This is a genomic window from Bradyrhizobium sp. Arg237L, from assembly GCF_029990105.1.
Classification (GTDB): Bacteria; Pseudomonadota; Alphaproteobacteria; order Rhizobiales; family Xanthobacteraceae; genus Bradyrhizobium.
In genome coordinates, this window is the sequence record NZ_JAQMIL010000040.1 from 16,828 (window position 1) to 42,883 (window position 26,056).

23 protein-coding genes are annotated in these 26,056 nt (G+C 62.7%); 15 read left to right on the forward strand and 8 right to left on the reverse strand.

All coding sequences use genetic code 11. The annotated features are described in order from the left end of the window. Positions 1 to 978 (reverse strand): ABC transporter permease, encoded by a 978-nt coding sequence (locus tag OZ411_RS23420; protein WP_282529843.1) that lies wholly within the window; start codon positions 976 to 978, stop codon positions 1 to 3. A gap of 24 nt (positions 979 to 1,002) precedes the next feature. Further along, positions 1,003 to 2,619, reverse strand: a complete 1,617-nt coding sequence (locus tag OZ411_RS23425) for an ABC transporter substrate-binding protein (protein WP_282529844.1) — start codon at positions 2,617 to 2,619, stop codon at positions 1,003 to 1,005. A gap of 426 nt (positions 2,620 to 3,045) precedes the next feature. Between OZ411_RS23425 and OZ411_RS23430 the strand changes: the two genes are divergently transcribed. The 10 genes from OZ411_RS23430 to OZ411_RS23475 all read left to right on the forward strand — a co-directional run bounded on the left by OZ411_RS23430 (position 3,046) and on the right by OZ411_RS23475 (position 14,309). After that, on the forward strand, positions 3,046 to 3,345 hold the full coding sequence (locus OZ411_RS23430; RefSeq protein WP_027579467.1) for an HU family DNA-binding protein: 300 nt from the start codon (positions 3,046 to 3,048) through the stop codon (positions 3,343 to 3,345). 902 nt (positions 3,346 to 4,247) lie between these two features. Beyond that, complete coding sequence (locus OZ411_RS23435; RefSeq protein WP_130583167.1) at positions 4,248 to 5,348, forward strand: ABC transporter substrate-binding protein; 1,101 nt, start codon at positions 4,248 to 4,250, stop codon at positions 5,346 to 5,348. Further along, complete coding sequence (locus OZ411_RS23440; protein ID WP_282529845.1) at positions 5,326 to 6,357, forward strand: ABC transporter permease subunit; 1,032 nt, start codon at positions 5,326 to 5,328, stop codon at positions 6,355 to 6,357. The genes OZ411_RS23435 and OZ411_RS23440 overlap by 23 nt, the downstream gene beginning before the upstream one ends. Continuing rightward, positions 6,351 to 7,148, forward strand: a complete 798-nt coding sequence (locus tag OZ411_RS23445) for an ABC transporter ATP-binding protein (RefSeq protein WP_130583165.1) — start codon at positions 6,351 to 6,353, stop codon at positions 7,146 to 7,148. The genes OZ411_RS23440 and OZ411_RS23445 overlap by 7 nt, the downstream gene beginning before the upstream one ends. Further along, complete coding sequence (locus OZ411_RS23450; protein ID WP_282529846.1) at positions 7,142 to 8,314, forward strand: acyl-CoA dehydrogenase family protein; 1,173 nt, start codon at positions 7,142 to 7,144, stop codon at positions 8,312 to 8,314. Before OZ411_RS23445 ends, OZ411_RS23450 begins: the two co-directional genes overlap by 7 nt. Positions 8,315 to 8,343: 29 nt before the next feature. Further along, entirely contained in the window at positions 8,344 to 9,444 is a 1,101-nt protein-coding gene (locus OZ411_RS23455; protein ID WP_282529847.1) for an LLM class flavin-dependent oxidoreductase, read from the forward strand. Further along, positions 9,441 to 10,382 carry an ABC transporter substrate-binding protein gene (locus OZ411_RS23460; protein ID WP_282529848.1) on the forward strand — a complete coding sequence of 314 codons (942 nt, stop codon included), beginning with the start codon at positions 9,441 to 9,443 and terminating at the stop codon, positions 10,380 to 10,382. The genes OZ411_RS23455 and OZ411_RS23460 overlap by 4 nt, the downstream gene beginning before the upstream one ends. Positions 10,383 to 10,713: 331 nt before the next feature. After that, entirely contained in the window at positions 10,714 to 11,559 is an 846-nt protein-coding gene (locus OZ411_RS23465; protein ID WP_282529849.1) for a CmcJ/NvfI family oxidoreductase, read from the forward strand. 84 nt (positions 11,560 to 11,643) lie between these two features. Continuing rightward, a complete protein-coding gene (locus OZ411_RS23470) occupies positions 11,644 to 12,900 on the forward strand; it encodes an MFS transporter (RefSeq protein WP_282529850.1) in 1,257 nt (418 codons plus the stop codon). A 173-nt stretch (positions 12,901 to 13,073) separates the two neighbouring features. Beyond that, positions 13,074 to 14,309 carry an ABC transporter substrate-binding protein gene (locus tag OZ411_RS23475; RefSeq protein WP_282529851.1) on the forward strand — a complete coding sequence of 412 codons (1,236 nt, stop codon included), beginning with the start codon at positions 13,074 to 13,076 and terminating at the stop codon, positions 14,307 to 14,309. Between the two features lie 176 nt (positions 14,310 to 14,485). Here OZ411_RS23475 and OZ411_RS23480 read toward each other — a convergent pair whose 3' ends face one another. The 3 genes from OZ411_RS23480 to OZ411_RS23490 form a co-directional block, all read right to left on the reverse strand. After that, positions 14,486 to 15,256, reverse strand: a complete 771-nt coding sequence (locus OZ411_RS23480) for an SDR family oxidoreductase (protein WP_282529852.1) — start codon at positions 15,254 to 15,256, stop codon at positions 14,486 to 14,488. Positions 15,257 to 15,436: 180 nt separating this feature from the next. Continuing rightward, on the reverse strand, positions 15,437 to 16,783 hold the full coding sequence (locus tag OZ411_RS23485) for an MFS transporter (RefSeq protein WP_282529853.1): 1,347 nt from the start codon (positions 16,781 to 16,783) through the stop codon (positions 15,437 to 15,439). Positions 16,784 to 16,828: 45 nt separating this feature from the next. Further along, positions 16,829 to 17,302 (reverse strand): MaoC/PaaZ C-terminal domain-containing protein, encoded by a 474-nt coding sequence (locus OZ411_RS23490; protein WP_207234550.1) that lies wholly within the window; start codon positions 17,300 to 17,302, stop codon positions 16,829 to 16,831. 201 nt (positions 17,303 to 17,503) lie between these two features. On the opposite strand from OZ411_RS23490, the gene OZ411_RS23495 reads away from it, so the two are divergent. The 3 genes from OZ411_RS23495 (at position 17,504) to OZ411_RS23505 (ending at position 20,769) form a co-directional block, all read left to right on the forward strand. Then, positions 17,504 to 18,280: an IclR family transcriptional regulator gene (locus OZ411_RS23495; protein WP_282529854.1), complete on the forward strand. Its 777-nt coding sequence runs from the start codon at positions 17,504 to 17,506 to the stop codon at positions 18,278 to 18,280. Between the two features lie 195 nt (positions 18,281 to 18,475). Beyond that, positions 18,476 to 19,630: a CaiB/BaiF CoA-transferase family protein gene (locus tag OZ411_RS23500; RefSeq protein WP_282529855.1), complete on the forward strand. Its 1,155-nt coding sequence runs from the start codon at positions 18,476 to 18,478 to the stop codon at positions 19,628 to 19,630. 14 nt (positions 19,631 to 19,644) lie between these two features. After that, entirely contained in the window at positions 19,645 to 20,769 is a 1,125-nt protein-coding gene (locus OZ411_RS23505; protein WP_282529884.1) for an ABC transporter substrate-binding protein, read from the forward strand. Between the two features lie 130 nt (positions 20,770 to 20,899). Here the strand turns inward: OZ411_RS23505 and OZ411_RS23510 are convergent, their stop codons facing one another. From OZ411_RS23510 to OZ411_RS23520, 3 genes are all read right to left on the reverse strand, one after another. Then, positions 20,900 to 22,120, reverse strand: a complete 1,221-nt coding sequence (locus OZ411_RS23510) for a mandelate racemase/muconate lactonizing enzyme family protein (protein WP_282529856.1) — start codon at positions 22,118 to 22,120, stop codon at positions 20,900 to 20,902. 101 nt (positions 22,121 to 22,221) lie between these two features. Next, positions 22,222 to 23,457 (reverse strand): amidohydrolase family protein, encoded by a 1,236-nt coding sequence (locus OZ411_RS23515; RefSeq protein ID WP_282529857.1) that lies wholly within the window; start codon positions 23,455 to 23,457, stop codon positions 22,222 to 22,224. A 5-nt stretch (positions 23,458 to 23,462) separates the two neighbouring features. After that, positions 23,463 to 24,221, reverse strand: coding sequence for a GntR family transcriptional regulator (locus tag OZ411_RS23520; RefSeq protein ID WP_282529858.1), 759 nt, complete (start codon positions 24,219 to 24,221; stop codon positions 23,463 to 23,465). Between the two features lie 198 nt (positions 24,222 to 24,419). Between OZ411_RS23520 and OZ411_RS23525 the strand changes: the two genes are divergently transcribed. Together OZ411_RS23525 and OZ411_RS23530 are read left to right on the forward strand one after the other, a co-directional pair. Next, positions 24,420 to 25,277, forward strand: coding sequence for an ABC transporter ATP-binding protein (locus OZ411_RS23525; RefSeq protein ID WP_282529859.1), 858 nt, complete (start codon positions 24,420 to 24,422; stop codon positions 25,275 to 25,277). A 1-nt stretch (position 25,278) separates the two neighbouring features. After that, positions 25,279 to 26,055: an ABC transporter permease gene (locus tag OZ411_RS23530; RefSeq protein WP_282529860.1), complete on the forward strand. Its 777-nt coding sequence runs from the start codon at positions 25,279 to 25,281 to the stop codon at positions 26,053 to 26,055. The last annotated feature ends 1 nt before the right edge of the window (position 26,056 follow it).

Here is a 26,056-nt window from a genome sequence, read left to right on the forward strand (position 1 = left end):
TCAGCTATCCGCCGCGATCCGCGGATCGAGCCGCGCATAGAGGAGGTCGGTCACGAAGTTGACCACGATCACGAGCAGGGCCGAGACGAAGACGATGCCGAGCAACGTGTTGAGGTCGCGCTGCACCACGGACTCGTAAGCCAACCGCCCAAGCCCAGGCAGCGAGAACACGCTTTCGACCACCACTGAGCCGCCGAGCATGGTTCCGGCCTGTAGCCCGATCAGCGTCACCATCGGCAGCAGCGCATTGCGCAGCACATGCCGCGTCACAACATGGGTCTCGTCCAGGCCCTTGGCGCGGGCGGTGCGGACGAAATCGAGGTTAAGCACCTCCAGCATCGAGGCGCGCATGATGCGCAAGTAAATGGCGAGGAAGATCAGCCCGAGGGTGAAGGTCGGCAGCACGAGGTGTCTTGCGATATCGAGCACGCGCCAGATGCCGGTCTGCACGGTGCCGATATCCTCGAAACCGCCCGACGGCAGCCATTGCAGATAGACCGAGAACACCACGATCGCCATCAGGCCGAACCAGAAGGAGGGCGTCGCATAGAAGATCAATCCGAGCGTCGAGATCAGCGTATCCGGCCAGCGGTTGACGCCGCGCGCAGCGATCACGCCGAACACGAGGCCGAAGAAGAACGCGAACGACAGCGACGCCGTCATCAACAGGATCGTCGGCGGCAGCCGCTCCAGGATTACGGAGGCGACCGGCTTGCCGTAGATCGACGAGAATCCGAGATCGAGCCGCACCAGGCGCCAGAGATAGTTCGCGAGCTGCATCGGGACCGACAGGTCGAGCCCGTAGAACTGGCGCAGCTCGCGCGCAGTCGCGGCGTCGCCACCACCCATCTGCGCCATCAGCGCATCCACGGTGTCGCCCGGTGCCATCTGCAACAGCAGAAACACGCCGATCAAAATCAGGAATAGGGTCGGGATCGAGGCGGCGAGCCGCCGCCCCGCAAGGCTCAAGATGCGCATGCTCTCATCTTGACGTATTAAGGATCACGCGGAAAGCCAAAGATCGTGCCAGCTCGACGAGCCCCAGCGGGGCGTGTTGGAGTGGTTGCGGGCTTTTGCGGTGATGACGGTGACGAAGATCTGTTCGATCGGCATCCAGACCGGCAGTTCTGTATTCACTTCCTTGACGAACTCGGCATAGAGCGCCTTGCGCTTGACCGGATCGACCTCGGTGGCCGCATCGTCGATGGTCTTGTCGACCGTCTTGTCTTCCCAGCCCCACTGGTTGGTCCAGGGCGCACCCTTGGGCTGGCCGGAACGATACCAGACCGTGGTCGAGACCGCGGGATCGTTGCGGTACTGGTGCCAGCCGGTGGCAAGGTCGAAGGCGTGGTCGTCATAGACCTGCTTCAAGAACCCGCCGCCGTCATTGCGCACGATCTCGACGGGAATGCCGATCTCCTGCAGCGATTGCTGGACGAAGGTCGACCACAGCGAGATGTCCTCGCCCCACGGCGCAGGCAGCAGCCGGAGCGAGAAGCGCGTGCCTCCGGCGCCCGGCTTGAAGCCGGCCTCATTGAGCAGCGCGATCGCCTTGGCCTTGTCGTAGGGATATTGCGGCGTATCCGGGCCGGGATAGAAGTCGGTGGAGGTCGAGGGGATCGGGCCGGTGCCGAGCTTGGCGAAATCGCCGAGGAAGTTCTCGATGAAGAACGGCACGTTGATCGCGTGCGCGATGGCGCGGCGGACGCGGATGTCGGAAAGTTCCTTGCGGCGGAAGTTGAACTCGATCGTATTGGTGCGGGCGTTGCCTTCGTTGCCCTTGGTGGAGACGATGAAGCGCTTGTCCTTGCCGAGCCGCGCCATGTCCGAGATCGTGAGTCCCGAGAACGGGCTGTAGTGCAACTCGCCGGCTTCCATCTGCGCCGCGGCGGCGGCGCGGTCGGTGATCACCTTCCAGACGATGCGGTCGAGATAGGGCGCGTTCGGCCGCCAGTAGTCCGGATTGCGGTCGGCGATGATGTATTGCCCGCGCTCATATTTGACGAACTTGAACGGGCCGGTGCCAACAGGCGCCAGGTTGGTCGGGTTCTGGCGGATGTCGCCATTCTCGTAGAGGTGCTTGGCGGAGACGTAGCCGAGGTCGGGCAGGGCGCGCAGCAGCAGATTGAGCGGCATCGGCCGCTCGTAGCGGAAGATCGCGGTCTGCGGGTCCGGCGTGTCGACGGCGGTGAGGAACAGTTGCAGCGTCGAGCCGTAGTTCAGGATCTTCTTCCACATGTTCATCGCGGTGAACGCGACGTCGTCGGAGGTGAACGGCTTGCCGTCGTGCCAGGTGATGCCCTTGCGCAGTTTGAAGGTGACGGTCTTGCCGTCGGGGGTGGCTTCCCAGCTCTCGGCGAGCACGCCGACCGGCTTGCCGTCGGCGTCGAGGTCGACCAGGTTCTCCTGGATCTTGCCGCCGATGATGTAGACGCCGGTCGAGGCCTGCAGGCTGGGATTGAGCTGGCGCTGCTCGGCGCCGTAATGGACGTTGAACACGCCGCCCTTGCGCGGGGTCTCCTGCGCAAATGCCCGCATCGGGTTGATGACGTTGGCGGCGATGGCGGCCGACGTCAGAAGCGCGGTGCGGCGGTTGATCTCGAGGCGGGTGAAATCCATACAAGGTCTCCAGGAGTAGCGTCGGGCAGCGCACGGCATGGGGGCCGCAGGCCGTCTTTAGCCGATGTTATGCGGGGAGGGGAACCCCAGGTCATTTTCTTAATTGCCGCGCAATCTGAACGATCATTCTCCTGACCCCACACCGGGCGGGCGCTATCGGCTGCGGCTCAATGAGGCAGGCTTCGGCAGGGACCGCGAATCACTGAGTGCGAATCTGCAGCGGAAAAATAGAGGTCGGCGGGATGTCGGATGGCCCGCTGAAAGGGCTGTTTGAGGCGACGGAGGGCCTCGACCAGCGAAAAAACCCGGGAAAAACGCAGGATTCCGGTGTATCAGCGGCGATATAGTTGTGAAGAATGCTGAAAACCCTGTTTTTTTAGCCAGTTTCCGCCATAACGTGCCGTTTCCAGAATCAATGGAGCAACCATGGCTACCCAATTGTCGAAGTCGCAACTGATCGAGAAGATCGCGACCACCACCGAACTCTCCAAGCGCGACGTCAAGAACGTGATGGATACCCTCACGGACGTCGGTCATAAGGAGCTGAAGAAGAACGGCGTGTTCCTCGTCCCCGGCTTCGCGAAGTTCGTGGTGATCAAGAAGCCCGCGACCAAGGCGCGCAAGGGCACCAACCCCTTCACCGGCGAAGAGACGGTGTTCAAGGCCAAGCCGGCCCGCAAGGTCGTCCGGGCTCGCCCGGTCAAGGCCGCCAAGGACGCGGTCTAAGGCAAAAGGCCTCCGGAAGCGGGGGCCTTTTTGCTATGAAGCGCGCCCGGTTCGCGTGAGGCCTGACCCTCTATCCTCCGCAACGCGGGGCGCGGCAATCAGCGCTCGTGGGAACAAGCCATCAAAGCGAAAGCCCCACGAGCAAGGCCATGCAGGCCAGGTGGCCGGCGACGATGAGCGCGAGATGAAGAGGACCGGGCACCGCACGTCTCCTCTATTGGCTCGGGACCGTCGACTCCCTCCCTCTGCAAGGGGAGGGCGGGGTGAGGGTCAGCCACGGGCGCTGGCGTTCGTGGAGAGAGAATCCCCACCCGGTTTGCGCTTGCAGCGCAAACCGACCTCCCCTTTTCAAGGGGAGGTGACACTCCCAGCTAGTTCAGACTCGATAGCTTGCGCGTAACAGAGCGAAGGCGAGTGGGTCTGCTCATGTCTATCCCTTTTTTTAATTTCGCTCGCCCATTGCGTAGAGAACGCGTGGGCTTTCCATCGAGTGTATGAGCGGAGCTCTCGCAGTCAACGAAACGGAAATCTGAATTAGCGAGGCGCGCGACAAAGAACGTCTCGTTGGTTTCCTCCGCGGAGAAAGCGCTACGCGCGCCGTTGCAAGACGGCTAAATCCCCACGCGATTGGGGGTAGCGCGCAGGCTGCCGACAATCGTGTCACGACGAAATCGTTTCATCGTCTGCCGCTGGGATCGTGGAGATAATCCCTTTCGCCCGCGCAACATTCGAAATTCCATTTCATTGACGATGACACGATCGCACCGCATCATTTGTGCGTTGCTTTGAGTGCGAATGGCGCCGGAGAAATCCGCCTTTTTACAGCAATAGCTCTGAACGAAATGCGTGCGCGCCGAGTGGCTCGCGCGAACGGCGGAGCCACGTCGAATGCAGGGGTGAAGATGTCGATTGAAGAGAAGAAGAATAGATTGGCGATGGATCGGCGGACGCTGTTGCGCGCCGGTGCGGCCGCAGCCTTTGCCGCGCCGATCGGGGCCTTTGGTGCGCAAGCGTTTTCCGCGCGTGGTGTGGTACCGGCGATCGACTTCTCCGAGTTTCCCATCTGCAAGACGGCATCCGATGTGCCGCCGCTGACCGGTGCGCCGCGCAAATTGAAGCTGTCATGGAATGCGGGCGCGGTGTGCCTGGCGCCGCTGCCGGTCGCGATCGACTACGGCTTCTTCCAGAAGCAGAACCTCGACATTGAGCTCGTCAATTACAGCGGCTCGACCGATCAGTTGCTGGAGGCGATCGCCACCGGCAAGAGCGATGCCGGGCTCGGCATGGCCTTGCGCTGGCTCAAGCCGCTGGAGCAGGGCTTTGACGTCAAGATCGCCGCCGGCACCCATGGCGGCTGCATGCGCGTGCTGACCCGCGTAGGCTCCGGCGTCGACAAGCTCGCCGACCTCAAGGGCAAGATCGTCGCTGTCGGCGATCTCGCCGGCCCCGACAAGAACTTCTTCTCGATCCAGCTTGCCAAGCAGGGCTTTGATCCGAACAAGGACGTCGACTGGCGCGCCTATCCCGGCAACCTCCTCAACGTCGCGGTCGAGAAGGGCGAAGTTCAGGCGTTCCTCGCCTCCGATCCGCTCGCCTATCTCTGGCTGAAGGACAGCCAGTACAAGGAAGTCGCCTCCAATCTCGACGGCGAATATCGCGACAAGACCTGCTGCATCGTCGGGCTGCGCGGCTCTCTCGTGCGCAACGAGCCGCATGTCGCACGCGCGATCACCCAGGCGCTGCTCGACGCCGCGATGTTCACCTCGCAGAATCCGGAGAAGGCCGCGAAGTCGTTCCAGCCCTATGCGCCGAAGGCAGCTTCGCTCGCCGATCTCGAGGCGATGGTGCGCTATCACACCCATCACCATCACCCTGTTGGCGAAGTCCTGAAGCGCGAGCTGAAGGGTTATGCCGACGATCTGAAGACCGTCTCGGTGTTCAAGCAGAGCACCGATACGGCGAAATTCGCGGAACGGATCTATGTCGACGTATTCAGTGTCTGACGCATCGGCCGCAGCCGGACAGGCGGCAGCAGGTGCCGGCCCGGCCTGGCTCGAAAGACTCCGCAGCGGCGGCTATAGCGCCGGCCTTGCCGCCGGCGTCGTGTGGTTGGCGTTCGGTGCGTCCTGCCTCTATTGGGAAGATCTTGGTGACTGGTCGCGAACGCACGGGCTTGCGATCGGCGCGTTCGTGATCGCAGCGCTTGCGGTGCTTGGCACGCTTGGCGCCGATTTCCTCGGCGGCGCCGGGGTGGCGCTGCGCCGGCGCGCGCCGTGGCTGCTGGCGCTCGGGATATTCTTCACGTTGTGGGAGATCGCCACCGCAAAATTCGGCTGGCTGCCGCTGCCGTTCTTCCCGCCGCCGCAGTCGATCCTGGAAGTCTATACCGATGATCTGCCAAAGTTGCTCGACAGCGTCATTGCGTCCGTGAAGCTGCAGCTTGGCGGCTATTTCATCGGGGCCGCCATCGGCTTCCTGACCGGCGTATCGATCGGCTGGTCGCAGAAGGTCGGCTATTGGGTGCATCCGGTGCTGCGCTTCATCGGTCCGCTACCCGCGACCGCCTGGCTGCCGATTGCGTTTTTCACCTTCCCCTCGAGCTGGAGCGCGAGCACCTTCCTGATCGCGCTTGCGACCGGCTTCCCGGTGACGGTCCTGACCTGGTCGGGCGTTGCCAGCGTGCCGAACGCCTATTACGACGTCGCGCGGACGCTGGGAGCAAAGCCGTCGTTCCTGGTGCTGAAAGTGGCGATCCCCGCGGCGCTGCCGCATGTCTTCGTCGGCCTTTTCATGGGGCTCGGGGCTTCGTTCGCCGTGCTGGTCGTCGCCGAGATGATCGGTGTCAAGGCCGGCCTTGGCTGGTATCTGCAGTGGGCGCAGGGATGGGCGGCCTACGCCAACATGTATGCCGCGCTGATCGTGATGTCGCTCCTCTGCTCCGGTGCGATCACGCTACTGTTCAAGACGCGAGACCGGCTGCTGGTCTGGCAGAAGGGCGTCGTCAAATGGTAGCCGCTGCATTGGCTGAGGCCGTCACCACTCCCGCGGTCGGCGCCGCGCTCGATATCGAGCACGTCAATCACGCCTTCGATATCGACGGCGCCGAGCTTCCAGTCTTGGATGACGTCACCCTTGCGATCGAGCCCGGCGAATTCGTCGCGCTGCTCGGCCCGTCCGGCTGCGGCAAATCCACGCTGCTCCGGCTGGTCGCAGGACTAGAGAAGCCGCGCAGCGGCGTGCTGCGCGAAGACGAGGTCCGCATCGCAGGCCCGCACCCGTCGCGCGTTGTCGTGTTTCAGGACCCGACGCTGTTTCCCTGGCGCTCGGTCTGGGACAATGTCGCGCTCGGGCTGGAGGCGCAGGGCATCCTGAAAAGCCAGCGCCAGCGTGTCGACGCGGCGATCGATCTGGTCGGTCTCTCCGCCTTCAGGAAAGCCTATCCGCACCAGCTTTCCGGCGGCATGGCGCAGCGCGTCGCGCTCGCGCGTGCGCTGGTTAACGATCCGAAAGTGCTCATCCTTGACGAGCCGCTCGGCAAATTGGATTCGCTGACGCGGATCACCATGCAGGCCGAGATCGTCTCGCTCTGGCAGCGCAAGGGCTTCACCACGCTGCTCGTCACGCATGATGCGGAGGAGGCGCTGTTCCTTGCCAACCGCGTCATCGTGCTCAGCGACCGCCCAGCGCGCGTCAAGGCCGACATCAGGGTGGATCGGCCGTATCCGCGTCATCGCGGTGATCCCTATCTCGCCGATCTGCGCCGGCAGATTCTCGGCCTGCTTGGGCTCGACGCGACATGGTGACGACGGCGGCGAAAGAGCGGCTGCCGTCCGAAGCGCCGGACCATGTCGCGCGCGCCTTGCAGCTTGCCGAGGGCATCGCCGAGCGGGCGGCGGCGCACGACCGCGATGCCAGCTTTCCGTTCGAGAATTTCGCGGACCTCGCGAAAGCGGGTCTGCTCGCGCTGACCGTCCCGGCCGCGCTTGGCGGGGCAGGGGCGGGTGCGCGCGACGCTGCGCGCATCCTTACCATCATAGGCAAGGCCGATCCGTCGACCGCGCTGGTGCTGTCGATGCATTACATCAACCATCTGGTGATGGCGCGCAGCCCGCGCTGGCCCACACGTCTGTCGCGCAAGCTTGCCAAGGAGACGGTCGAAGGCGTCGCGTTGATCAACGCGCTGCGTGTCGAACCCGAACTGGGATCGCCTGCGCGAGGTGGATTGCCGGCGACGATTGCGCGCCGCACCGATACCGGCTGGCGGCTGAGCGGCCGCAAGATCTATTCGACCGGCGCGCCGATCCTGAAATGGTATCTGGTGTGGGCCAAGACCGACGAGCCGGAAACCCGCGTCGGCCAGTTCCTGGTGCCCGCGGGCTTGCCCGGAACGAGGATCGAAGAAACCTGGAACCACCTCGGCCTGCGCGCCAGCGGCAGTCACGACGTGATCTTCGAGGACGTCGTGTTCCCGCTCGATTACGAGGTTGACGTCCGCAAGCCGGAGGAGTGGACCGCGCCTGATGTCACCCAGGCGACCGTCCATGCCATCTTCGTGGCCGCGATCTATGATGGCGTCGCTCGCGCCGCGCGCGACTGGCTGATCAAGTTCCTGCGCGAACGTGTTCCGGCCAATCTCGGCGCCCCGCTCGCAACATTGCCGCGAGCCCAGGAAATCCTTGGCGGCATCGAGGCGCGGCTTGTCGTTAATGCCCGCCTGATCGACAGTTTTGCCGGTGAGTTCGATGCCGGCTTGCCGCTCAGTGCGACCGAGTCCAATATCGTCAAGCTGACGGTGACCAACAATGCCGTCGCCGTGGTGGAGGACGCGCTGTCACTTGCCAGCAATCACGGTCTGTCGCGACACAATCCGCTGGAGCGGCATTTTCGCGATGTGCTGTGCGGCCGCGTCCACACCCCGCAGGATGACTCCACCCGCATCGCCGCCGGACGCCTGGCGCTAGGCATCTGAACAACAGCCAACAAGATCGGAGCTTCCCCATGTCCGTCGAGTTCATCGGCTTCATCACCAACAACAATGCGTCGGAGACCATCGTCCGCTCCGGTCCTGTGCTCGATCCGCCCTATATCGAGACTGTGGCCAAGGCGCATGAGCTTGCCGGCTTCGACCGTGCGCTGCTCGCATTTCACTCGACGACGCCGGATGCGCTGCAGGTCGCCCAGCACGTGCTCGGCATCACCAGGAAGTTGAAAGTGATGATCGCGCAGCGGCCGGGCTTCACGGCGCCGACGCTCTTGGCGCGCCAGCTTGCCACGCTCGACCAGTTCTACCCCGACCGCGTCTCGCTGCACGTCATCACCGGCGGCAACGCCACCGAACTGCGCCAGGACGGCAATACGCTCGACGACAAGGACGAGCGCTACGCGCGCACCAGCGAATTCCTCGACATCGTCCGACTGGAATGGACCAGCGAGAAGCCGTTCGATTATCGCGGCAAGTACTACCAGGTCGAGCGGGGCTTTTCGCAGGTCAAGCCGCATCAGAAGGGTGGCATCTACACTTTCATCGGCGGCGGATCGGATGCCGCGGTCGAGGTCGCGGGCAAGCACGCCGACACGTTTGCGCTGTGGGGCGAATCTTATGCGCAGGTGCGCGACGTCACCGCGCGTGTGCGCACTGCTGCCGCCAGGCATGGCCGACCGGTGCCGCGCTTCAGCCTCTCGGTGCGGCCGATCCTCGCCGATACCGAGGAGAAGGCGTGGGCCAAGGCGCAGGCGATCCTCGATCGCGCCACCGAGTTGCAGGATCAGACCGGCTACCGCAAGCCGGCCGACGGTCATGCCACCGCGGGCGCAAAGCGGCTGCTCGCGCTTGCCGACCAGGGCACGCGCATCGACAAGCGGCTGTGGACCGAGATCGCCAAGCTGACCGGCGCCAACAGCAACACCACAGCGCTGGTCGGCACGCCTGAGCAGGTCGCCGAGGTGTTCGCCGATTATTACGACCTCGGCGTCAGCCACTTCCTGATCCGCGGCTTCGATCCGCTGATCGATGCGATCGACTATGGCCGCGAGCTGATTCCGCTGACGCGGAAGCTGATCGCCGCGCGCGATTCGACGCGTGGGATTGCCGCCGAATGATCCGGTTCGCTCTCGCTATTCTGCTCGCGCTCGGCGGCATCTCCGCTGCAGCCGCGCAAACCACTCTGCGCGTCGGCGATCAGAAGGGCAATTCGCAGGCGGTGATGGAAGCCGCCGGCGTGCTCAAGGATGTGCCCTACAAGATCGAGTGGAAGGAGTTCGCGGCAGCCGCGCCGCTGTTGGAAGCGCTCAGCGCCGGCGCGATCGATACCGGCCTTGTCGGCGATGCGCCCTTCACCTTTGCCGCCGCGGCAGGCGTGCCGGTGAAGGCGATCGCTGCCGTCCGGCAGTCGCGCGAAGGGCTCGCGATCGTGGTGCCCGAGAAATCCGCGATCAAGAGTTTTGACGATTTGCGCGGCAAGAAGATCGCGACCGGCCGCGGCTCGATCGGTCACCAGTTGATCCTGGCCGCGCTCGAATCCAGGGGTTGGCAGGCGAGCGACGTCCAGATCGTCTTCCTCGCGCCGTCGGACGCCAAGGTCGCCTACACGCAAGGATCGGTCGATGCCTGGTCGACCTGGGAGCCCTATGTCAGCCAGGAAGAGGTGCTGTTCAAGTCGCGCCGTGTAATCACCGCGGAGGGTATCACGCCCGGCCTCGGCTTTCAGGTCGCAACGCCAAACGCGATCAAGGACAAGCACGAGCAATTGCAGGATTTCGTCCGCCGTCTCGCCGCGGCACGGGCATGGTCGCAGAACAATGTGGCCGGCTATGCCGAGACCTGGGGCAAGCTGATGAACATCCCGACCTCGGTGCCGTTGAACTGGCTTTCGCGGGCCAAGATCCAGATCACGCCGATCGATGACAATGTCGTGAGCGATGAGCAGAAGACCATCGATCTCTATCACCGCTGGGGCTTGATCAAGCAGCAGCTCAACGCCGCCGAGATCGTCGACCGCTCATTCGCGACTGCGATCGGCAAGGGCACGGGCTTGTGAGCCCGCGTCAGTGTTCGACCTCGACCGCTCGCCCCAGCCGTCATTGCGAGCGAAGCGAAGCAATCCATGCCTCCACAAGCCGAGAAATGGATTGCTTCGCTGCGCTCGCAATGACGGGGAGAGAGCGGTGGCTCGCAATGACGCGTGGGCCGCACCTCCCGAAAGCGTGATCGGCGGAAATAATCCGCTTGGTGAGTCGAGAGCGCCGAAAGGATTTTTCACGTTTCATCCTCGCAAGAATGTCAACGTTGCTATTTCTTGGACTCCCTTGCCGGGGCGGTTCACCCGGCCAAAATGAAGCAGAACGAACAATGGAGTCCGGGAGACCACCATGGGCCTGCATGAAACCAAAATCGAGTCGCTTCCCTTCGTCACTGCCGAGCTCAACTATCTCGCCCCGGTAGCGGGCAAGCCACGTACCTACGCCTTTGATCCGCCACCCGGCGAGCCCAAGTCGACGGCGCTCCCCGAACCCCACAACGTTCCGATCTTCGACGGCCGTCTGATCGCCAACCAGTTTTCGCTCGACCGCGAAGGCTTCGCGCTGGTCAAGCATCCGACCGCGGTGAGGAACTATTACGACGATAACGAAATCAGGCGCGTCTACTATCCCGCCGTCGAAGCCTTCCTGAAGGCGACGTTGAAGGCCGATCGCGTCGTCATCTTCGACCACACTGTGCGCAAGCGCGTCGAGGGCGCACCTGATGTGCGTGACGGCACGCCGCGACAGCCGGCGACGCGGGTTCATGTCGACCAGACTGATCTGTCCGGCCGCAACCGTGTGTTCGAACATCTGCCGGATGAGGCCAATGAACTCGTCAAGGGCCGCGTGCAGGTGATCAACCTGTGGCGGCCGATCCGCGGGCCGTTGCGCGATGCGCCGCTGGCGATGGCCGACGGCCAGTCGGTGGCGCCGGGCGATCTGATCGCCTCCGACCTGATCTATCCGAACCGCCAGGGCGAGACCTATTCGGTGAAATATAACGCGAACCATCGCTGGTTCTATTTCCCGGAGATGACGCCGGACGAAGCGCTGCTGCTCAAGTGCTACGATTCCGCAACCGACGGCCGCACGCGCTTCGCGCCGCATACGGCCTTCATCGACCCCACAACCCCGACTGATGCCGAGCCTCGCGAAAGCATCGAAGTGCGGACGTTGGTGTTCCACAAACACTGAGCTGCCTAATACCTAGGCACAGATTGGCGTTCCCGGCCTATTGGTGATACGCCGTCCCGAAATTCCTCGGAGACGAGACGATTCGTGGGCGGCGTTACCAAAGAAGATGCGGGGTCCAGTACCCGCACGCTGATTTTTGCTCTGTTGGCCTTGGCTTGCGGCCATATGCTATCGACCCTGCTGCGGACGATCCCGGCCATCAGCCTCGACCTGATGGCCGCCGATTTCGCGACTCCGCCGCAGACGCTCGCGAGTCTGACCTCGATCTACCATTTCGCCTTTGCCGCATCGCAGGTTCCCGTCGGCGCCGCGATGGATCGCTTCGGCGTTCGCCCGGTCTCGCTCAGCCTGCTCGTTGGAACCATCTTCGGGGCGATGGCATCCGCGTTCGCGACCGGACCGGGGAGCTTCCTCGTTGGCCAGCTCATGCTGGGGATCGCGACATCAGGCATGCTGATGTGCCCGATGACGCTGGCTGCGAAACAGCTTTCCCCGATGCAGTTTGGCCTGTGGTCGGGCGCCATCCTGTCGATCGGCAACATCGGCATGCTGCTGTCGTCGAGCCCGTTGGCCTTCGTGGTCGACCGTTTTGGCTGGCGGGCGGGGTTCTGGATATCGGCGATTGGCGGCGTTGCGGTGCTGCTCGCGGTGTTCGCGCTGGTGCCGAAACAGCCGGCCGAGCACAAGGACGATTCGTCGCCGCTTTCGCAAATGATGGAAGTCTTGCGCCTTGGCCTGTCCCATCAGCTCCGGGGCCTCGTCGCCTTGTCGCTGGTCTCGCTGGCGGCATCGCTGGTGCTGAGGGGATTGTGGGGCGGGCCGTGGCTGATGGACGTCAAGGGGCTGACGCGGATCGAAGCCGGCAACCAACTCGGCCTGTTCACGTTGGCGCTGATCGTCGGGCCGGTCTGCATCGGCATGGTCGATCGCAGGCTCGGCCACCGGCGCACCGTCGTTGCGGCAACCCATTTCGTATCGGCACTGCTGCTTCTCCTGATGGCCCTGGGAGCGCCGGGTTACCCGGTATCTGGTCTGTTTGGCGTCGCCGTCATGCCGCCGCAATATGATCTCGTCCTGTTCGTCCTGATCGGTCTTGCCGTGTCGGCACAGCCGCTGCTCTACGGCATGACCAGGCAGCTCGTTGACGCCCAGAGCGCCGGCAAAGCGCTTTCGGCGATCAATCTCTCCTTCTTCCTCGGCGCGGCGCTGATGCAGTCCATAACCGGCGCGGTGGCGGCGCTCTACGGATTGCCGGCGGTGATGATGTTCATGGCCGCGGCCCTGCTGGCCGGCACGGTGGTGTTTTTGATCTATACGTCCCGGGCGGCGGCGATAAAATAACCGATGTTCTCCGCTTGGTTGGCGTCGATGGAAGTTCCTTTCGGCGCCGGCGGTCCATGATCGCTCGATCGCTGCAACGCACCATTTCATTTCTCTGCCCATATTTACGCGCTATTGTTGTGGGTGGGGAAAACGCAGCAGGCTGCTATCAGAGCAGGTTTGAGGCGATGCTGATGCAACGAACAAAAGCAAGATTGTCGCTGTCCCTCGTCGCCGCACTGCTTCTCGCGTGGGCGTCGTCCAGCGCACAGCAGGCGTCCGAGGGAGGCGCCGCGGACAATGAAATCCGCATCGGCAACGTCATGCCCTACACCGGCCCGCTGGCGGCCTTCGCGACGATCGGCAGGGCAGAGGCCGCCTATTTCGACATGGTCAACGAGCGCGGCGGCATCAACGGACGGAAGATCAAGTTCATCTCCGTCGACGACAGCTCCAATCCGCGCACTGCACTTCAGCAGACGCGCGACCTGGTCGAGAAGGAGAACGTGCTGCTGATGTTCGGCTCATTCGGCACGCCGAGCAATCTCGCGACCCGGACCTATCTCAACGACAAGAAGATCCCGCAATTGTTCGTCGCTTCGGGCGACGAGGAATGGGCAAATCCGAAGAAATATCCGTGGAGCATGGGCTGGCAGCCGACCTTCCGCGCCGAGGGCCAGATCTATGCGAATTACATCCAGGCGTCCTATCCCGACCGCAAGATCGCCGTGCTCTGGCAAAACGATCAGTTCGGGCGCGATCTGTTCAGGGGATTGCAGGAAGGGCTCGGGGATACCGCCGGCATGATCGTCGCCGATCTCGCCTTTGATGCGTCCGAGACCTCGATCCAGGTGCAGATCAAGATATTGAAGGATTCCGGTGCCGACATATTGGTCTTCAACGGGGCACCGGCGATCGCCGCCCGCGCCATCCGCATTGCCGCCGACCTGGATTGGCATCCGGTCTTCATCCTCGACAATGCCTCGGCCTCGATCGCGAGCGCGCTGCGGCCGGCGGGGCTGCAGAATGCGCTCGGCGTGATCTCGACATCCTTCCTGAAGGATGCCGACGATGCTGCATGGAAGGAAGACCCGCCGATCAAGGCATGGTCGGCCTTCATGGACAAGTACTATCCCGACGGCGACAAGGAGGACAGCTACGCCATCTTCGGCTACGCCGCGGCGGAGACCCTGGTCCAGGTGCTGAACCAGTGCGGCGATGATCTGTCGCGCGAGAACATCATGCGCCAGGCTGCGTCCTTGAAGAACTATCTCAACCCGGTCGCGCTGCCGGGCATCGCGATCAACACCGGCCCGACCGATTTCCGCCCGATCAAGCAGATGCGGCTGGTGCAGTTCGACGGCAATGTCTGGCAACCGATCGGCGACGTCGTCGAAAGCGCATTCTTGAACGGGCCGGGGGATAAGTGATTGCGCGGGACGAAATGCCGCTCCGTCGTCCCGGTCTGGAGCCAGAGCCTAGAGCATTTTCGGTTCTGATGGAATCAGAACCGAAGCTCTAGGTTTTTGTTTTGACGCGTTTTCTTCACGCGAACCGGTGTCCACTTCGCTCGAAAACGCTCTAACTACCGAGCCAGTCGAGCTACTCAAGTTGACCAGCCGCCATCGATGATGTGGATCGCTCCTGTTGTAAACGCCGACTCATCCGAAGCAAGATATGTGACGAGAGCCGCGACCTCGTCGGGTCGACCAAGTCTCCCGAGCGGCTGCCGCGACGTAAAGCTCTGACGTGCTGCAGCATGGTCCAGCCCATCCTTCAGCGCCTGTGCCTTTATGCGCGCTTGCAGAGAAGGTGACTCGATAGTGCCAGGGCAAATGGCGTTGCAACGAATCTGATGGGATACGAAGTCTGCCGCAACGGATTTCGTCAGACCGATCACGGCCGCCTTGGAGGCGCCGTAGGCGCAACGGCTCGAGACACCTTTCACGCTCGAAGCAACGGACGCCATGTTTATGATGGAGCCGCCGCGGCCAGCTTCGATCATCGCGGGAAGAAACGCCCGGATGGTGCGATACATCGCTTTCACGTTCAATTCGAAGCTCAGATCCCAAGCGCTCTCCTCGCAATGCAGAATATCTCCTGCGTGCACGTAGCCTGCACAGTTGAACAAAACGTCGATCGGTCTGAGCGATTCGGCGAATTGCCTTACCTCGACCGGATCGAGCACATCCAGGCGATGAGTTCGGAGAAGCAAGCCGGGATCTGCATCTCTTCTCAGCTCGTCGAGCGCGACTTGGTCGATATCCGTCGCCCACACCATCGCCCCTTCTGCGGCAAGCATCATTGCGGACGCGCGCCCGATACCATTTCCGGCCGCGGTCACAACGGCGGTCTTTCCACCAAGACGTTTGCTCATCTTGCCCTCTTCCGAACGGCCGGCATTCTCAGCCGATCCTTTGATTCCCGATCTGCCTTCGCATTGCTCCGAACCGGTTAGAGCGTTTTCGAGCGAAGTGGACACCGGTTCGCGTGAAGAAAACGCGTCACAACAAGAATCTAGAGCTTCGGTTCTGATTCCATCAGAACCGAAAATGCTCTAGGCAGGATCCTTCCTGGCTGCGGCGTCTAATTTGGCGAGCGGCGGCGCAAAGCGGGTGCGCGGTTCATTTTGCGGCAGACCCAGCAGGATGACTGCGGCACCGGCGGCAATCACCGACAGGACCAAGTAGCCGACGCTGCTATTGCCAAGGGCCTGCTCGGCATAGGTCTTGATCTGTGGCGAAAAGAACCCGCCCAGATTGCCCAGGGATACGATGAAGGCGATCCCGCTCGCCGCGCCGATGCCGCTCAGATATTGCGTCGGCAGACTCCAAAAGACCGGCTGCGACGAGGTCAGCCCCGGGACGGCAATACAGAAGGCGATCATCAGCAGAACCGGATTGTTGGTGAATCCGACGGCAGCCGATGCCAGAACGCCGGCGATGATCAGCACGACAGCGACCTGGCGGTGATTCTCATGCTGATCGGCGTATGCGGTCGCAAGCAGCGTGACGATCGCCGAGCACAGCCAGGGAAGTGCCAGTAGGAGGCCGATCGTAAAGTCGACTTTGCCCCCCATGGCCGAGGCGAGCTTTGAAGGGAAGTAGAAAGAGAACGGCGAGGTGCCGATTTGGAAGCAGAAGTAGACCACGATAAAGGCGATAACCCGCACATCCCTGAGCACACCGAGGGCCGAATGCTTCACCTGCCCCGCCTTGAGAGCTTCCTCCCGCGCGATTTCGTCGGACAGCGCCTTGCGCTCTGCCGGCGTCAACCAGGCCGCTTCCGCGGGCCGGTCGCAAAGATAGAAGAAGGCAATAACGCCAACAACGACTGCGGCCATCCCCTCGACTGCAAGAACAAACTGCCAGTCCTTTAGACCCAACACCCCATCGAATTGCATCAACAAACCGCTGAGCGGGCTCCCGAATACGAGTGAGAGGGGGACGCCGAGATAGAACAGGCCGGTCGCACGCGCTCGTTGCTTGGCCGGAAACCAGTAGGTCAGATAGAGCAGCACTCCCGGGTAAAAGCCAGCCTCCGCGACTCCGAGGAGAAAGCGCAGGACATAAAAGACGGTGTCCGAACGCGCGAATATCATCGCGGCGGAGATCAGTCCCCAGCTCACCATGATGCGCGCGAGCCAGGTGCGTGCGCCGACACGCGTCATGATGAGATTGCTGGGCACCTCGAACAGGGCATAACCGATAAAGAAAATGCCTGCTCCGAAAGCATAGGCAGCGTCCCCGATACCCGTATCGGCCTGATAGGCGAGCCTGACGAAGCCTATATTGACCCGATCGAGGAATGCGAGGACAAGCATCAGCATGAGGAACGGCAGCAAGCGCCATGCGGATCGCTGGATCGCGCTCTCTAGCGGCGAATCCTGGGTATTCTGCAGCATCATCGGACCTCCCTTTGTTTAAGCTTTGTTGTCTTCCGCAATGTCTCAATGCGGTTTGCGGCACTCGTCGCCGGGCCGCCTTCGCTTGACGAGATAGAGGTGCTCGCAGACGAGCACGGTTTCGTCGGACTGATTCAGCATCTCAACCGTTTCGACGACCACACCCACATCGGCGCGCTTGGCGTGGTCGCGCTTGGTCGTGATGCTTGCGTTGACGGTGATGGTGTCACCGATGAAGACCGGGCGAATGAACCGCAATCGGTCGTAGCCGTAGGACATTGCATGCGGGTTGATCGTGGACGCCGTCATGCCGATGCCGACGCTGAAGACCAGCGTTCCGTGTGCGATCCGCTGCTTGAAATCCTGCTTGGCGCACCACTCGGCGTCCATATGATGCGGGAAATTGTCGCCAGTCTGGCCGGCGTGGATCACAATGTCGGCTTCCGTGATCGTGCGGCCGAGGGTGCGGCGGCTGAAGCCGATCTGGTAATCCTCGAAAAAAAGCTCGCTCACGATCATGCGTGAAACTCCTTGACGTCCTCCCGACGCAGCAAGCGACGCCGCGAAGGCTCCTGCGCGCCATTATTCAAATATGGAAAGTATTTTCATATATGGAAGAATGTCAAGTGTCCCGAAAAAGCCGTCGAAAACGTCGGCGGCGCAGTCCGGCGGCAATCCGGTCGTGTGCTATTGTCGCCGCCCATGGGCCGCGGGTGAGCGATGACAAAGACACATGAGACGACGGAAGAGCTTTACAAGGCGCCTGCGCTGGACAAGGGCCTCGACATCATCGAACTCTTGTCGAGTACCGATGAGGGGCTCTCGCAGGCCGAAATCGCAAAGGCACTCGACCGTTCACCCAACGAGATCTACCGGATGCTGGATCGGCTGGTGCGGCGGTACTACGTCGTGCGGACCAGCGAAGATCGCTACGAACTGTCCCTGAAGCTGTTTGGGCTGGCTCATCGGCATCCACCCATGCGGCGCCTCGTAAGTCTCGCGCTCCCTGCGATGCGCCGCTTCACGCGTAAGGCGGAGCAGGCCTGCCACATGGTGGTTTATGACCGGGGCAGCGGAGTGGTGATCGCACAGACCGATGCTCCGGGATATTGGGGGCTCTCGATACGGGTGGGTTCGCATATCAGCCTGCTGAACACCGGATCGGGCCACGTCTTGCTCGCCTTCGTGACTGAGACGGAGCGCAAGCTGATGCTCGACGAGCGAGTGCCTATTCCCGGCGAGACTTCACCGGAAAGGTTCGAGCAAATCATCGCAAAGGTGCGACAGCGAGGCTACGAGGTTCGTCCAAGCCAGCAAACGGCCGGCGTCACCAATATTTCCGTTCCCATTCTCAGCTCGACCGGAATCCCGCTTGCGGCGCTTACCTGTCCGCATATTCGTCGCCTCGACCGCGACGATGCGCCACTACGAGACGATATTCTCGCGATGCTGCTCACGACGGCAGGCGAGATTTCCGCTGCCGCGGGCGTAGCCTGAAGTCCGCCGACCTAGTGCCCTGCCAGTGATTCTCAGGTTGCGGGTGCCCACCCGGTATTCGTCACGTCGGAGCTTGCCATTTGCTTATAAGTACCATATTCATATAAGAATGATAGCCTCGGAGCGGATCAACCGCAGGGGTGCTTCTGCAGTCCGGCGCTGCGAGCGAGAACTTGTCCGACAGAAGGTGGCCCGATGTTCGAAACGACGCTCCCCCTCGAAGGTCTTCTGGTCGTCGACTTGAGCCAATTTCTATCCGGTCCCTATTGCTGCCTCCGCCTGCTCGACCTCGGAGCGCGGGTGATCAAGGTCGAACGGCCGGAGAGCGGCGACCTGTCCCGTCGCCTGTATCTCAGCGACGCAGAGATCGGCGGTGACTCCACGATCTTCCACGCGATCAACCGCGGCAAGGAAAGCCTTGCCCTCGATCTCAAGGACCCGAACGATTTGGCAGCGCTGCGCACGCTCCTCGCGCGCGCGGACGTCGTGGTTCAGAATTTCCGTCCCGGTGTCATCGAGCGGATTGGGCTCGACTACAATGCCGTGAGAGCGCTCAATCCGCGCATCGTCTACGCATCCATCACGGGCTACGGCAAGGAGGGGCCGTGGGTGCAACGCCCGGGCCAGGACCTGCTGGCACAGTCCCGGTCCGGCGTGATGTGGCTGAATGGCGACGATGCCCAAGGGCCGGTCCCTTTCGGGCTTGCGGTTGCCGACATGATGGCTGGCGCGACGATAGCCCAGGGTGTTCTTGCTGCCCTGGTCCGACGCGGCGTGACTGGTGAGGGCGCTCATGTGGAGACAAGTTTGCTTGAAGCGCTCATCGACTTCCAGCTCGAGGTGCTTACGGTACATCTGAATGACGGCGGACGACTCCCCAGCCGCTCCGCGCGTCGCAGCGCTCACGCCTATTTGGCCGCGCCATATGGCGTGTATCCGACCAAGGACGGTTTCCTGGCGATCGCGATGGCGCCGATCCCGAAACTCGCCGACCTGCTCGGCCTGGATGCGCTCGCCCCCTATCGCGACGACCCCGCGAGTTGGTTCAATGACCGGGACGCTATCAAGACCATCATCGCCCATCGGCTGGCCGAGCGAACCAGTGACGACTGGCTCTCGATCCTCGAGCCCGCCGACATCTGGTGCGCGAAGGTCCTGACCTGGCCTGAATTGCTGGAGAGTGAGGGCTTCAAGTCGCTTGATATGCTGCAAACCGTGTCGCGCGAGGATGTCAGCATCCGGACCACGCGCGTGCCGCTGCGTCTCGACGGCTTCAGGCCGAAGGGCGGTCAGGCGGCGCCGAAGATCGGCGAGCATTCGGCCGCGCTTCGCCGGGAGTTCGGGCTGTGATCCATCTCAAGGGCATGACGTGGAGCCATCCGCGCGGCTACGATCCGCTGGTCGCGTGTTCGGAGATATGGCGACGGCGCAGCGGAGTGAACATCACCTGGGAGCAGCGTTCGCTTCAGGACTTCGAAAGCTTCCCGGTGATGGAGCTCGCCGACCGCTATGATCTGATTGTGATCGATCATCCGCATGTCGGGCAAGTCACCGAGGAGAAGTGCCTGCTGCCGCTGGATGTCACGGGCCGCGCGACGGAGCGGACTGTGCTCGAGGCCGCATCTGTCGGCCCATCGTACCTTTCGTACAGGTGGAATGGAAGACAATGGGCATTTCCGATCGACGCGGCCACCCAGGTCCAGGCGTTTCGACCGGACCGGCTGGCGCAAGCTCCGTCGGAATTCACCGAAGTGATGGAACTGGCGCGGCGCAGGCGAGTGGCCCTCCCGCTGCGGCCCCCGCATTCCCTCATGGTGTTCTACACGCTCGCAGCGCATCTCGGCCAGCCATGCGGCGTTGAACGGTCCTGTTTCGTGGATGCAGAGACAGGCCTCGAAGTGTGGCGCAGGATTCGCGAACTTGCCGAATTGATCGATCCCGCGGACCTCGACCGCGATCCGATTGCTGTGTTCGAAAGGATGGTCGATGATGCCGCGGAAATCGACTGTGTTCCGTTCATCTACGGTTACGTATCCTACGCCCAGACGGGCTTTCGCCGACGACTGATCCGTTTCGCCAACATCCCGACGATCGGCTCGCGCAAGCCGATTGGCGCCGCGCTTGGCGGTACCGGAATTGCCGTTTCCGCCAAGACGCCGCACGCAATGCACGCCATCGATTTTGCCTATTGGGTCGCGAGCGCAGAGGTCCAGCGCGGGCCTTACGCCGCTGCCGGCGGCCAGCCCGGACATGCAAGCGCCTGGGACGATCCGGTTGTCAACAGCGCGACCGCGGAATTCTATCGGAGCACACGTGAGACGCTCGAGGGATCCTATGTTCGGCCACGATACAATGGCTATATGGCGTTCCAGGCGGCTGCGTCAGAGCGGATCAATTCAGCGGTTAGAGCGCGCGAAAATGGTCTTGCATTGATCGATGACCTCAATCGCCTGTTCGAGGCCGATCTTCCGATCGAACCCAGAGCATGATCCGGAAAAGTGGAAACCGGTTTTCCGAAAAGATCATGCTCAAACAAAGAGATGAGATCATGATCCGATTCCATCCAATCGGATCATGATCTAAGACGCCCGCTGCTCCGGCCTCGAAGAGCGGCGGCCCCTATTTCTTCCCAGCCTGCCCGTAATTCAGCAATCCACCCTTGCTCTTCGGCGGATGCGCGCGCAGGCCTTCTTCGTTCGGCTCGGTGCCCCATCCCGGCCGGTCCGGAATCACGAGATGGCCGTCGACGATTTCAGGCACATGCGTGAACAGCTCATGGTCCCAGGCGAGCCGGTCGATATCGGTTTCCATGATCCGCAAATTCGGCACTGCCGCGGAGAAATGCGCGTTCATCATGGTGCAGAGGTGGCCGTAGAAATTATGCGGGGCGACGTTGACCTCGAAATGTTCGGCGGCGCTCGCGATCTTCATCGATTGCCAGACGCCGTTCCAGGGCGTGTCGATGATCGCGACGTCCATCGCCTGCTCGGTGAAATAGGGCAGGAACTCTCGCAGGCCCAATAGCGTCTCGCAGGAGGAGATCGGATGCGGGCTCTGGCGGCGGATGTAGCCGAGCGCCTGCGGGTTGAAGGTGTCGATCTCGACCCAGAACATGTCCATCTTCTCGATCGCCCGCAGGATCTTGAGATAGCCTTCGGTCTTGGCATTGAAGTTGAGGTCGAGCAGGAGATCGACATCGGGCCCGGCGCCGTCGCGGATCGCCTCCAAATGCATGCAGAGATTGCGCAGCACCTTGCGGTCGACATTGATCTCGGGCTCGAACGGCGCTCCGAAGCCCGGCCGCCAGCCCTGCGGCTTGCCGTCGGTATAGACGAAGATGTTGGTCTTCAGCGCGGTGAAGCGCTTCTCGTGCACCTCGCGGCCGATCGCCTTGACGCCGTCGAGGTCGGTGATGGCCGGCTTGTACCAGTCGGGATGGTTGATGCGCCAGGTCGCGCAATGCGACCAGTAGACCCTGATACGGTCGCGGATCTTGCCGCCGAGCAGTTCATAGCAGGGCACGCTGAGCGCCTTTGCCTTGACGTCGAGCAGCGCGTTCTCGATCGCGCCGAGCGCCAGCGCCACTACGCCGCCGGCGGCCGGTCGGGTGGCGGAGAACAATTCCGCATAGATGCGCTCATGCTGCAGCGCGTTCTTGCCGATGATCCGCGTCGACAGCCGCTCGATCGCGGCGGTGACGCCGGGCGCGCCAAAACCTTCGTCGAACTCGCTCCAGCCGACGATGCCGTCCTCGGTCATGATCTTGACGAAATGGTAATTCCGCCAGCCGGCATCGCAGGCGAGCGTTTCGATGCTTCTGATGTTGGATGATTTGCTCATGGTTTCCTGCCCGGCGCTGTTGTTTCGTTGAGATCGATAACAACAATGGAACGGCCGGCGCGTCAATCACGGTCGAGGCAATCCAGATCGGCAGGTCGCGACTAGCTCTTTGGCGGAAACAGCATCGGCCGCTGCCGCGCGAAGGTCTGGCGTCCGCTCTTGAAACCCATGAGGACGTCAGGCAATTCCGCGATCGCGCCGCGGCCGCTATCGGTATCGAGCACGATGATGTCGGCGGGATTGCCGACGCTGATGCCGTAATCGCGCAGGTTCATCAGGCGCGCAGGGAGGTCCGTCACCAGATCGAGGCAGGCGTCGAACTCGTTGACGGCGGCATGGGCGATGTTGGCGTAGAAATTGGCCATCCGCAGCAGCGAAGCATCGCCGAACGGCGTGAACGGATTTTGCACGTTGTTGGTCGCGACCGAACACAGCACGCCGTCGGCGACGAGTTTGTGCGCGACGGTGAGGCCACGCGGCGCGTTATGCGTCGCGTCGCGTGCCAGCAGATAGAGGTCCGTCGCGGGCAGCACGGTGACCGCAACGCCGGCCCCTGCCAATCGTTCGGTCGCCGCCTTCAACCGATCCGGTGGCAGCGCCGAGAGCTTCGTGGCGTGGCCGATGGCAACGCGTCCCTGGTAATTGCGGCGCTCGGTCTGGCGGCACACCTCTTCCATATGCCACCATGACGGATCGAGGTCGAAGTCGAGATGCAGGTCGACGTCGACGTCGAACTCCTGCGCCAGATCGAAGATCTTCTCGATATGCGCGGTCGGATCGGTGTCAACATAGGGACAGCCGCCGATCGCCTCGCCGCCGTCACGCAGCGCCGCGATCAGCAATTCCTCGGCGCCGGGATCGTTGATCAGCCCTTCCTGCGGGAACACGCACGGCGACAGATCGATCGCCCAGGCATAATCGCGCTTCAACGCCTTGATCGCCTCGAAGCCGCGCAGGCCAATGCGCGGATCGATCTCCACATGCGTGCGCATCCGCGTCGTGCCGAAGGCGATCGCGCGCTCGATCACACGCGCGCCGCGGGCATAGATGTCCTCGACGGTGAAATCGCGCTTCATCGCCGCCACCGCGCGGATCGCTTCGCTGACGCTGCCGTGGTCATGGGCGCAGCGGCCGAGCAAGCACGCCTTGTCGAGATGAATATGGGTGTCGACGAAGCCCGACAGCACGAGCTTGCCGCCGATATCGATTTCCGCGGTCTCGCAGGCGAGATGTGGTTCGATTGCCGCGATCCGGCCGCCGGCGATGCCGATATCGACCGGCGTGCTCGCATTTCGCGTGCGCGCATTACGGAAGATGAGATCGAAGGCAGTTCGCATCGTCGCTAGCGTCCGCGCGCCGCCTTCGGCAGTTTCACGAGGCGGCCACTCTCCGCCTCTTCGGCATAGGGCGCGAGAATGTCGAGCAGGTCGCGGCCGCGCTGCGGGACGGGAGCGACCAGCGCGCGGCCTGCCACCGAGTCCAGATGGCTGTGCATCAGGCTCATCACCTTGTTCTCGTCGCCCCTGACCAGCGCCGCGATGATCGCGCGATGTTCGTTGATCGCGCATTCCGAGGAATGCGGCCGGCTGAACAGCGACAGCGTCAGGCAGCAGCGATAGGCGATCTCGCTGACATAACGGATCAGGATCGGGCTGTTCGTCATGTGCGCGAGCAGGATGTGGAATTCGGTCGCGAGCCGGATCGAGACCGGGTCCGAGCCGCCGCGGGCGCGGTCCTCGGCATCGACATGGGCATTCAATTCCGCGATCTGCGCCTTGGTGAGCTTGCCGGCGAGCTGGCGCACCACGAGGCGCTCCAACTGAATGCGGACATCGAAGGCGTCGCGCGCATCCTGCCAGCTCGGCGTCGCCACCACCGCGATGCGGTTGCGGCGCAATTCGACCAGCCCCTCGGCCGCCAATTGCCCGAGCGCGTGGCGCGCGATCGTGCGGCTGACGCCGAAGCGCTCGCCGAGCGAATCCTCCGGCAATTTCGCGCCCGGCTCCAGCGCCTGCTCGATGATGGCGCGGCGGAGCGCACGGCAGATCACGCTGACCTTGTCGGACGTTTCAGCAGTCTTGCTGGCCGCGCGCGGCGCCATCGGTTGGTCCCGTAAGTGCTTCGATGTCATTCGTAGCATAGGCGTCCAATAAGTGTGCGCACGAATTGCATGCACTTTGATAGTCGGATTGCCTAAATTGAATCCGCTTGAGCGGTACCGATTTCCTCGATCCAGCGTTGATTCCGCGGAAAAGTCCGGCTGGCATCTGGCTTGCATGCACTTTCTGCCGTGATGCGCATGCAAGCAAATTCCGACTTCTCGGGCGAGCCGGTTCCCTCCGGCAGCACGCCGATTGCCATTGAGCTGTCCGATGCCTCGGTGACGTTCGGTCGCGGCGACCGCGCGGTGCCGGCGCTGTCGAAGACGACCTTGCGGATCGGTGAGGGCGAGTTTGTCGCGCTGGTCGGTCCGTCCGGCTGCGGCAAATCGACGATCCTGCGATTGGTCAGCGGCCTGGTGCAGCCGACCACTGGTGTCGTCATCGTCGGCGGCCGCGAGGTGGCGGCACGCGCGATGCGGGTCGGCATGGCCTTCCAGAATCCGACCATGCTGCCGTGGATGACGATCGAGCGGAACATCATGCTGCCGCTCAAGATCGTCGAGCCGTTCCGCTCAAAATTCCGGAAACTGCGCAAGACCGAATTCCGCGACAAGGCCAACGCGCTATTGGAGCAGGTCGGCCTGAAAGGCTTTGGCGGCCGTTTTCCCTGGCAGCTCTCCGGTGGCATGCTCCAGCGCGCCAATCTATGCCGGGCGCTCATCCATGAGCCGCGCCTCTTGCTGCTCGACGAGCCGTTCGGCGCGCTCGACCAGTTCACGCGCGAGGAGTTGTGGTCGATCCTGCAGGGGCTCTGGATGACGCACAAGCCGACGGTGCTGCTGGTCACCCACGATCTGCGCGAGGCCGGCTTTCTCGCCAGCCGCATCTGCGTGATGAGCGCGCGTCCCGGTCGCATCCTCGACGACAGCCATGTCGGCTTTGCGCGGCCGCGCACGGTGGCGATGACCTTCGAACCGGATTTCGTCGCGCTGAACCAGAAGCTGCGCGCGATGATCGTCGATGCTCGCAGCGCGGTGCAGGAAGGAGCGGCCTGAAATGTCTGCACTCGATATCAGGCAGAAGGCGTGGTCAGCGGCGCTGATCGTGCTGTTCTTCGTCGCCTGGGAATTGTTCTGCCTGATGACCGGCATGTCCGACCTGGTGCTGCCGCGGCCGTCGCAGGTCCTGGTGACGCTGGTCGAGCGTTTTCCGGTGCTGTGGCCGCACATCATCCAGACGCTGGCGACCACGATGTTCGGCTTCGTGCTCGGCGTCGCGCTGGGCGTCGTGCTCGGCGCCTTCATTGGTGTTTCCAAGACCGCTTATGACACAGTCTATCCGCTGTTGATCGGCTTCTCTTCGATCCCGAAGGTCGCGGTGGTGCCGATCTTCGTGCTCTGGTTCGGCTCCGGCACTGTGCCGGCGGTTCTCACCGCGCTGTCGATCTGCTTCTTTCCGATCGTCGTCAACATCGCCACCGGGCTTGCCACCACCGAGCCCGAGCTCGAGGACGTCTTGAAGGCGCTGGGCGCGAACAAGTTCGACATCCTCTGGAATGTCGGTTTGCCCCGCACGATGCCATTCTTCTTCGCCTCGCTGAAGGTTGCGATCTCGTACGCCTTCGTCGGCGCGGTGCTCTCGGAGACCGTCGCCTCCAATCGCGGCATCGGCAATGTGATGATGACGGCGTCATCGAATTTCAACGTACCGCTGGTGTTCGCCGGGCTGTTCGTGCTCGCCGGCCTCGGCGTCGCGCTCTACGTCGTGTTCTCGCTGATCGAAGGCCAGGTCACCGGCTGGGCCACGCGCAAGAACGACGTGATTGCCACCTGAG

What these genes read in the sequence shown, in the direction of transcription:
- OZ411_RS23520 (WP_282529858.1), bottom strand. Translation starts at nt 24,221, where the DNA reads ATGGCGCCGCGCGCGGCCAGCAAGACTGCTGAAACGTCCGACAAGGTC.
- OZ411_RS23490 (WP_207234550.1), bottom strand. Translation starts at nt 17,302, where the DNA reads ATGATCGTGAGCGAGCTTTTTTTCGAGGATTACCAGATCGGCTTCAGC.
- OZ411_RS23475 (WP_282529851.1), top strand. Translation starts at nt 13,074, where the DNA reads ATGCAACGAACAAAAGCAAGATTGTCGCTGTCCCTCGTCGCCGCACTG.
- OZ411_RS23425 (WP_282529844.1), bottom strand. Translation starts at nt 2,619, where the DNA reads ATGGATTTCACCCGCCTCGAGATCAACCGCCGCACCGCGCTTCTGACG.
- OZ411_RS23525 (WP_282529859.1), top strand. Translation starts at nt 24,420, where the DNA reads ATGCAAGCAAATTCCGACTTCTCGGGCGAGCCGGTTCCCTCCGGCAGC.
- OZ411_RS23435 (WP_130583167.1), top strand. Translation starts at nt 4,248, where the DNA reads ATGTCGATTGAAGAGAAGAAGAATAGATTGGCGATGGATCGGCGGACG.
- OZ411_RS23500 (WP_282529855.1), top strand. Translation starts at nt 18,476, where the DNA reads ATGTTCGAAACGACGCTCCCCCTCGAAGGTCTTCTGGTCGTCGACTTG.
- OZ411_RS23495 (WP_282529854.1), top strand. Translation starts at nt 17,504, where the DNA reads ATGACAAAGACACATGAGACGACGGAAGAGCTTTACAAGGCGCCTGCG.
- OZ411_RS23505 (WP_282529884.1), top strand. Translation starts at nt 19,645, where the DNA reads ATGACGTGGAGCCATCCGCGCGGCTACGATCCGCTGGTCGCGTGTTCG.
- OZ411_RS23460 (WP_282529848.1), top strand. Translation starts at nt 9,441, where the DNA reads ATGATCCGGTTCGCTCTCGCTATTCTGCTCGCGCTCGGCGGCATCTCC.
- OZ411_RS23530 (WP_282529860.1), top strand. Translation starts at nt 25,279, where the DNA reads ATGTCTGCACTCGATATCAGGCAGAAGGCGTGGTCAGCGGCGCTGATC.
- OZ411_RS23465 (WP_282529849.1), top strand. Translation starts at nt 10,714, where the DNA reads ATGGGCCTGCATGAAACCAAAATCGAGTCGCTTCCCTTCGTCACTGCC.
- OZ411_RS23445 (WP_130583165.1), top strand. Translation starts at nt 6,351, where the DNA reads ATGGTAGCCGCTGCATTGGCTGAGGCCGTCACCACTCCCGCGGTCGGC.
- OZ411_RS23430 (WP_027579467.1), top strand. Translation starts at nt 3,046, where the DNA reads ATGGCTACCCAATTGTCGAAGTCGCAACTGATCGAGAAGATCGCGACC.
- OZ411_RS23455 (WP_282529847.1), top strand. Translation starts at nt 8,344, where the DNA reads ATGTCCGTCGAGTTCATCGGCTTCATCACCAACAACAATGCGTCGGAG.
- OZ411_RS23480 (WP_282529852.1), bottom strand. Translation starts at nt 15,256, where the DNA reads ATGAGCAAACGTCTTGGTGGAAAGACCGCCGTTGTGACCGCGGCCGGA.
- OZ411_RS23420 (WP_282529843.1), bottom strand. Translation starts at nt 978, where the DNA reads ATGCGCATCTTGAGCCTTGCGGGGCGGCGGCTCGCCGCCTCGATCCCG.
- OZ411_RS23515 (WP_282529857.1), bottom strand. Translation starts at nt 23,457, where the DNA reads ATGCGAACTGCCTTCGATCTCATCTTCCGTAATGCGCGCACGCGAAAT.
- OZ411_RS23510 (WP_282529856.1), bottom strand. Translation starts at nt 22,120, where the DNA reads ATGAGCAAATCATCCAACATCAGAAGCATCGAAACGCTCGCCTGCGAT.
- OZ411_RS23450 (WP_282529846.1), top strand. Translation starts at nt 7,142, where the DNA reads ATGGTGACGACGGCGGCGAAAGAGCGGCTGCCGTCCGAAGCGCCGGAC.
- OZ411_RS23485 (WP_282529853.1), bottom strand. Translation starts at nt 16,783, where the DNA reads ATGCTGCAGAATACCCAGGATTCGCCGCTAGAGAGCGCGATCCAGCGA.
- OZ411_RS23440 (WP_282529845.1), top strand. Translation starts at nt 5,326, where the DNA reads ATGTCGACGTATTCAGTGTCTGACGCATCGGCCGCAGCCGGACAGGCG.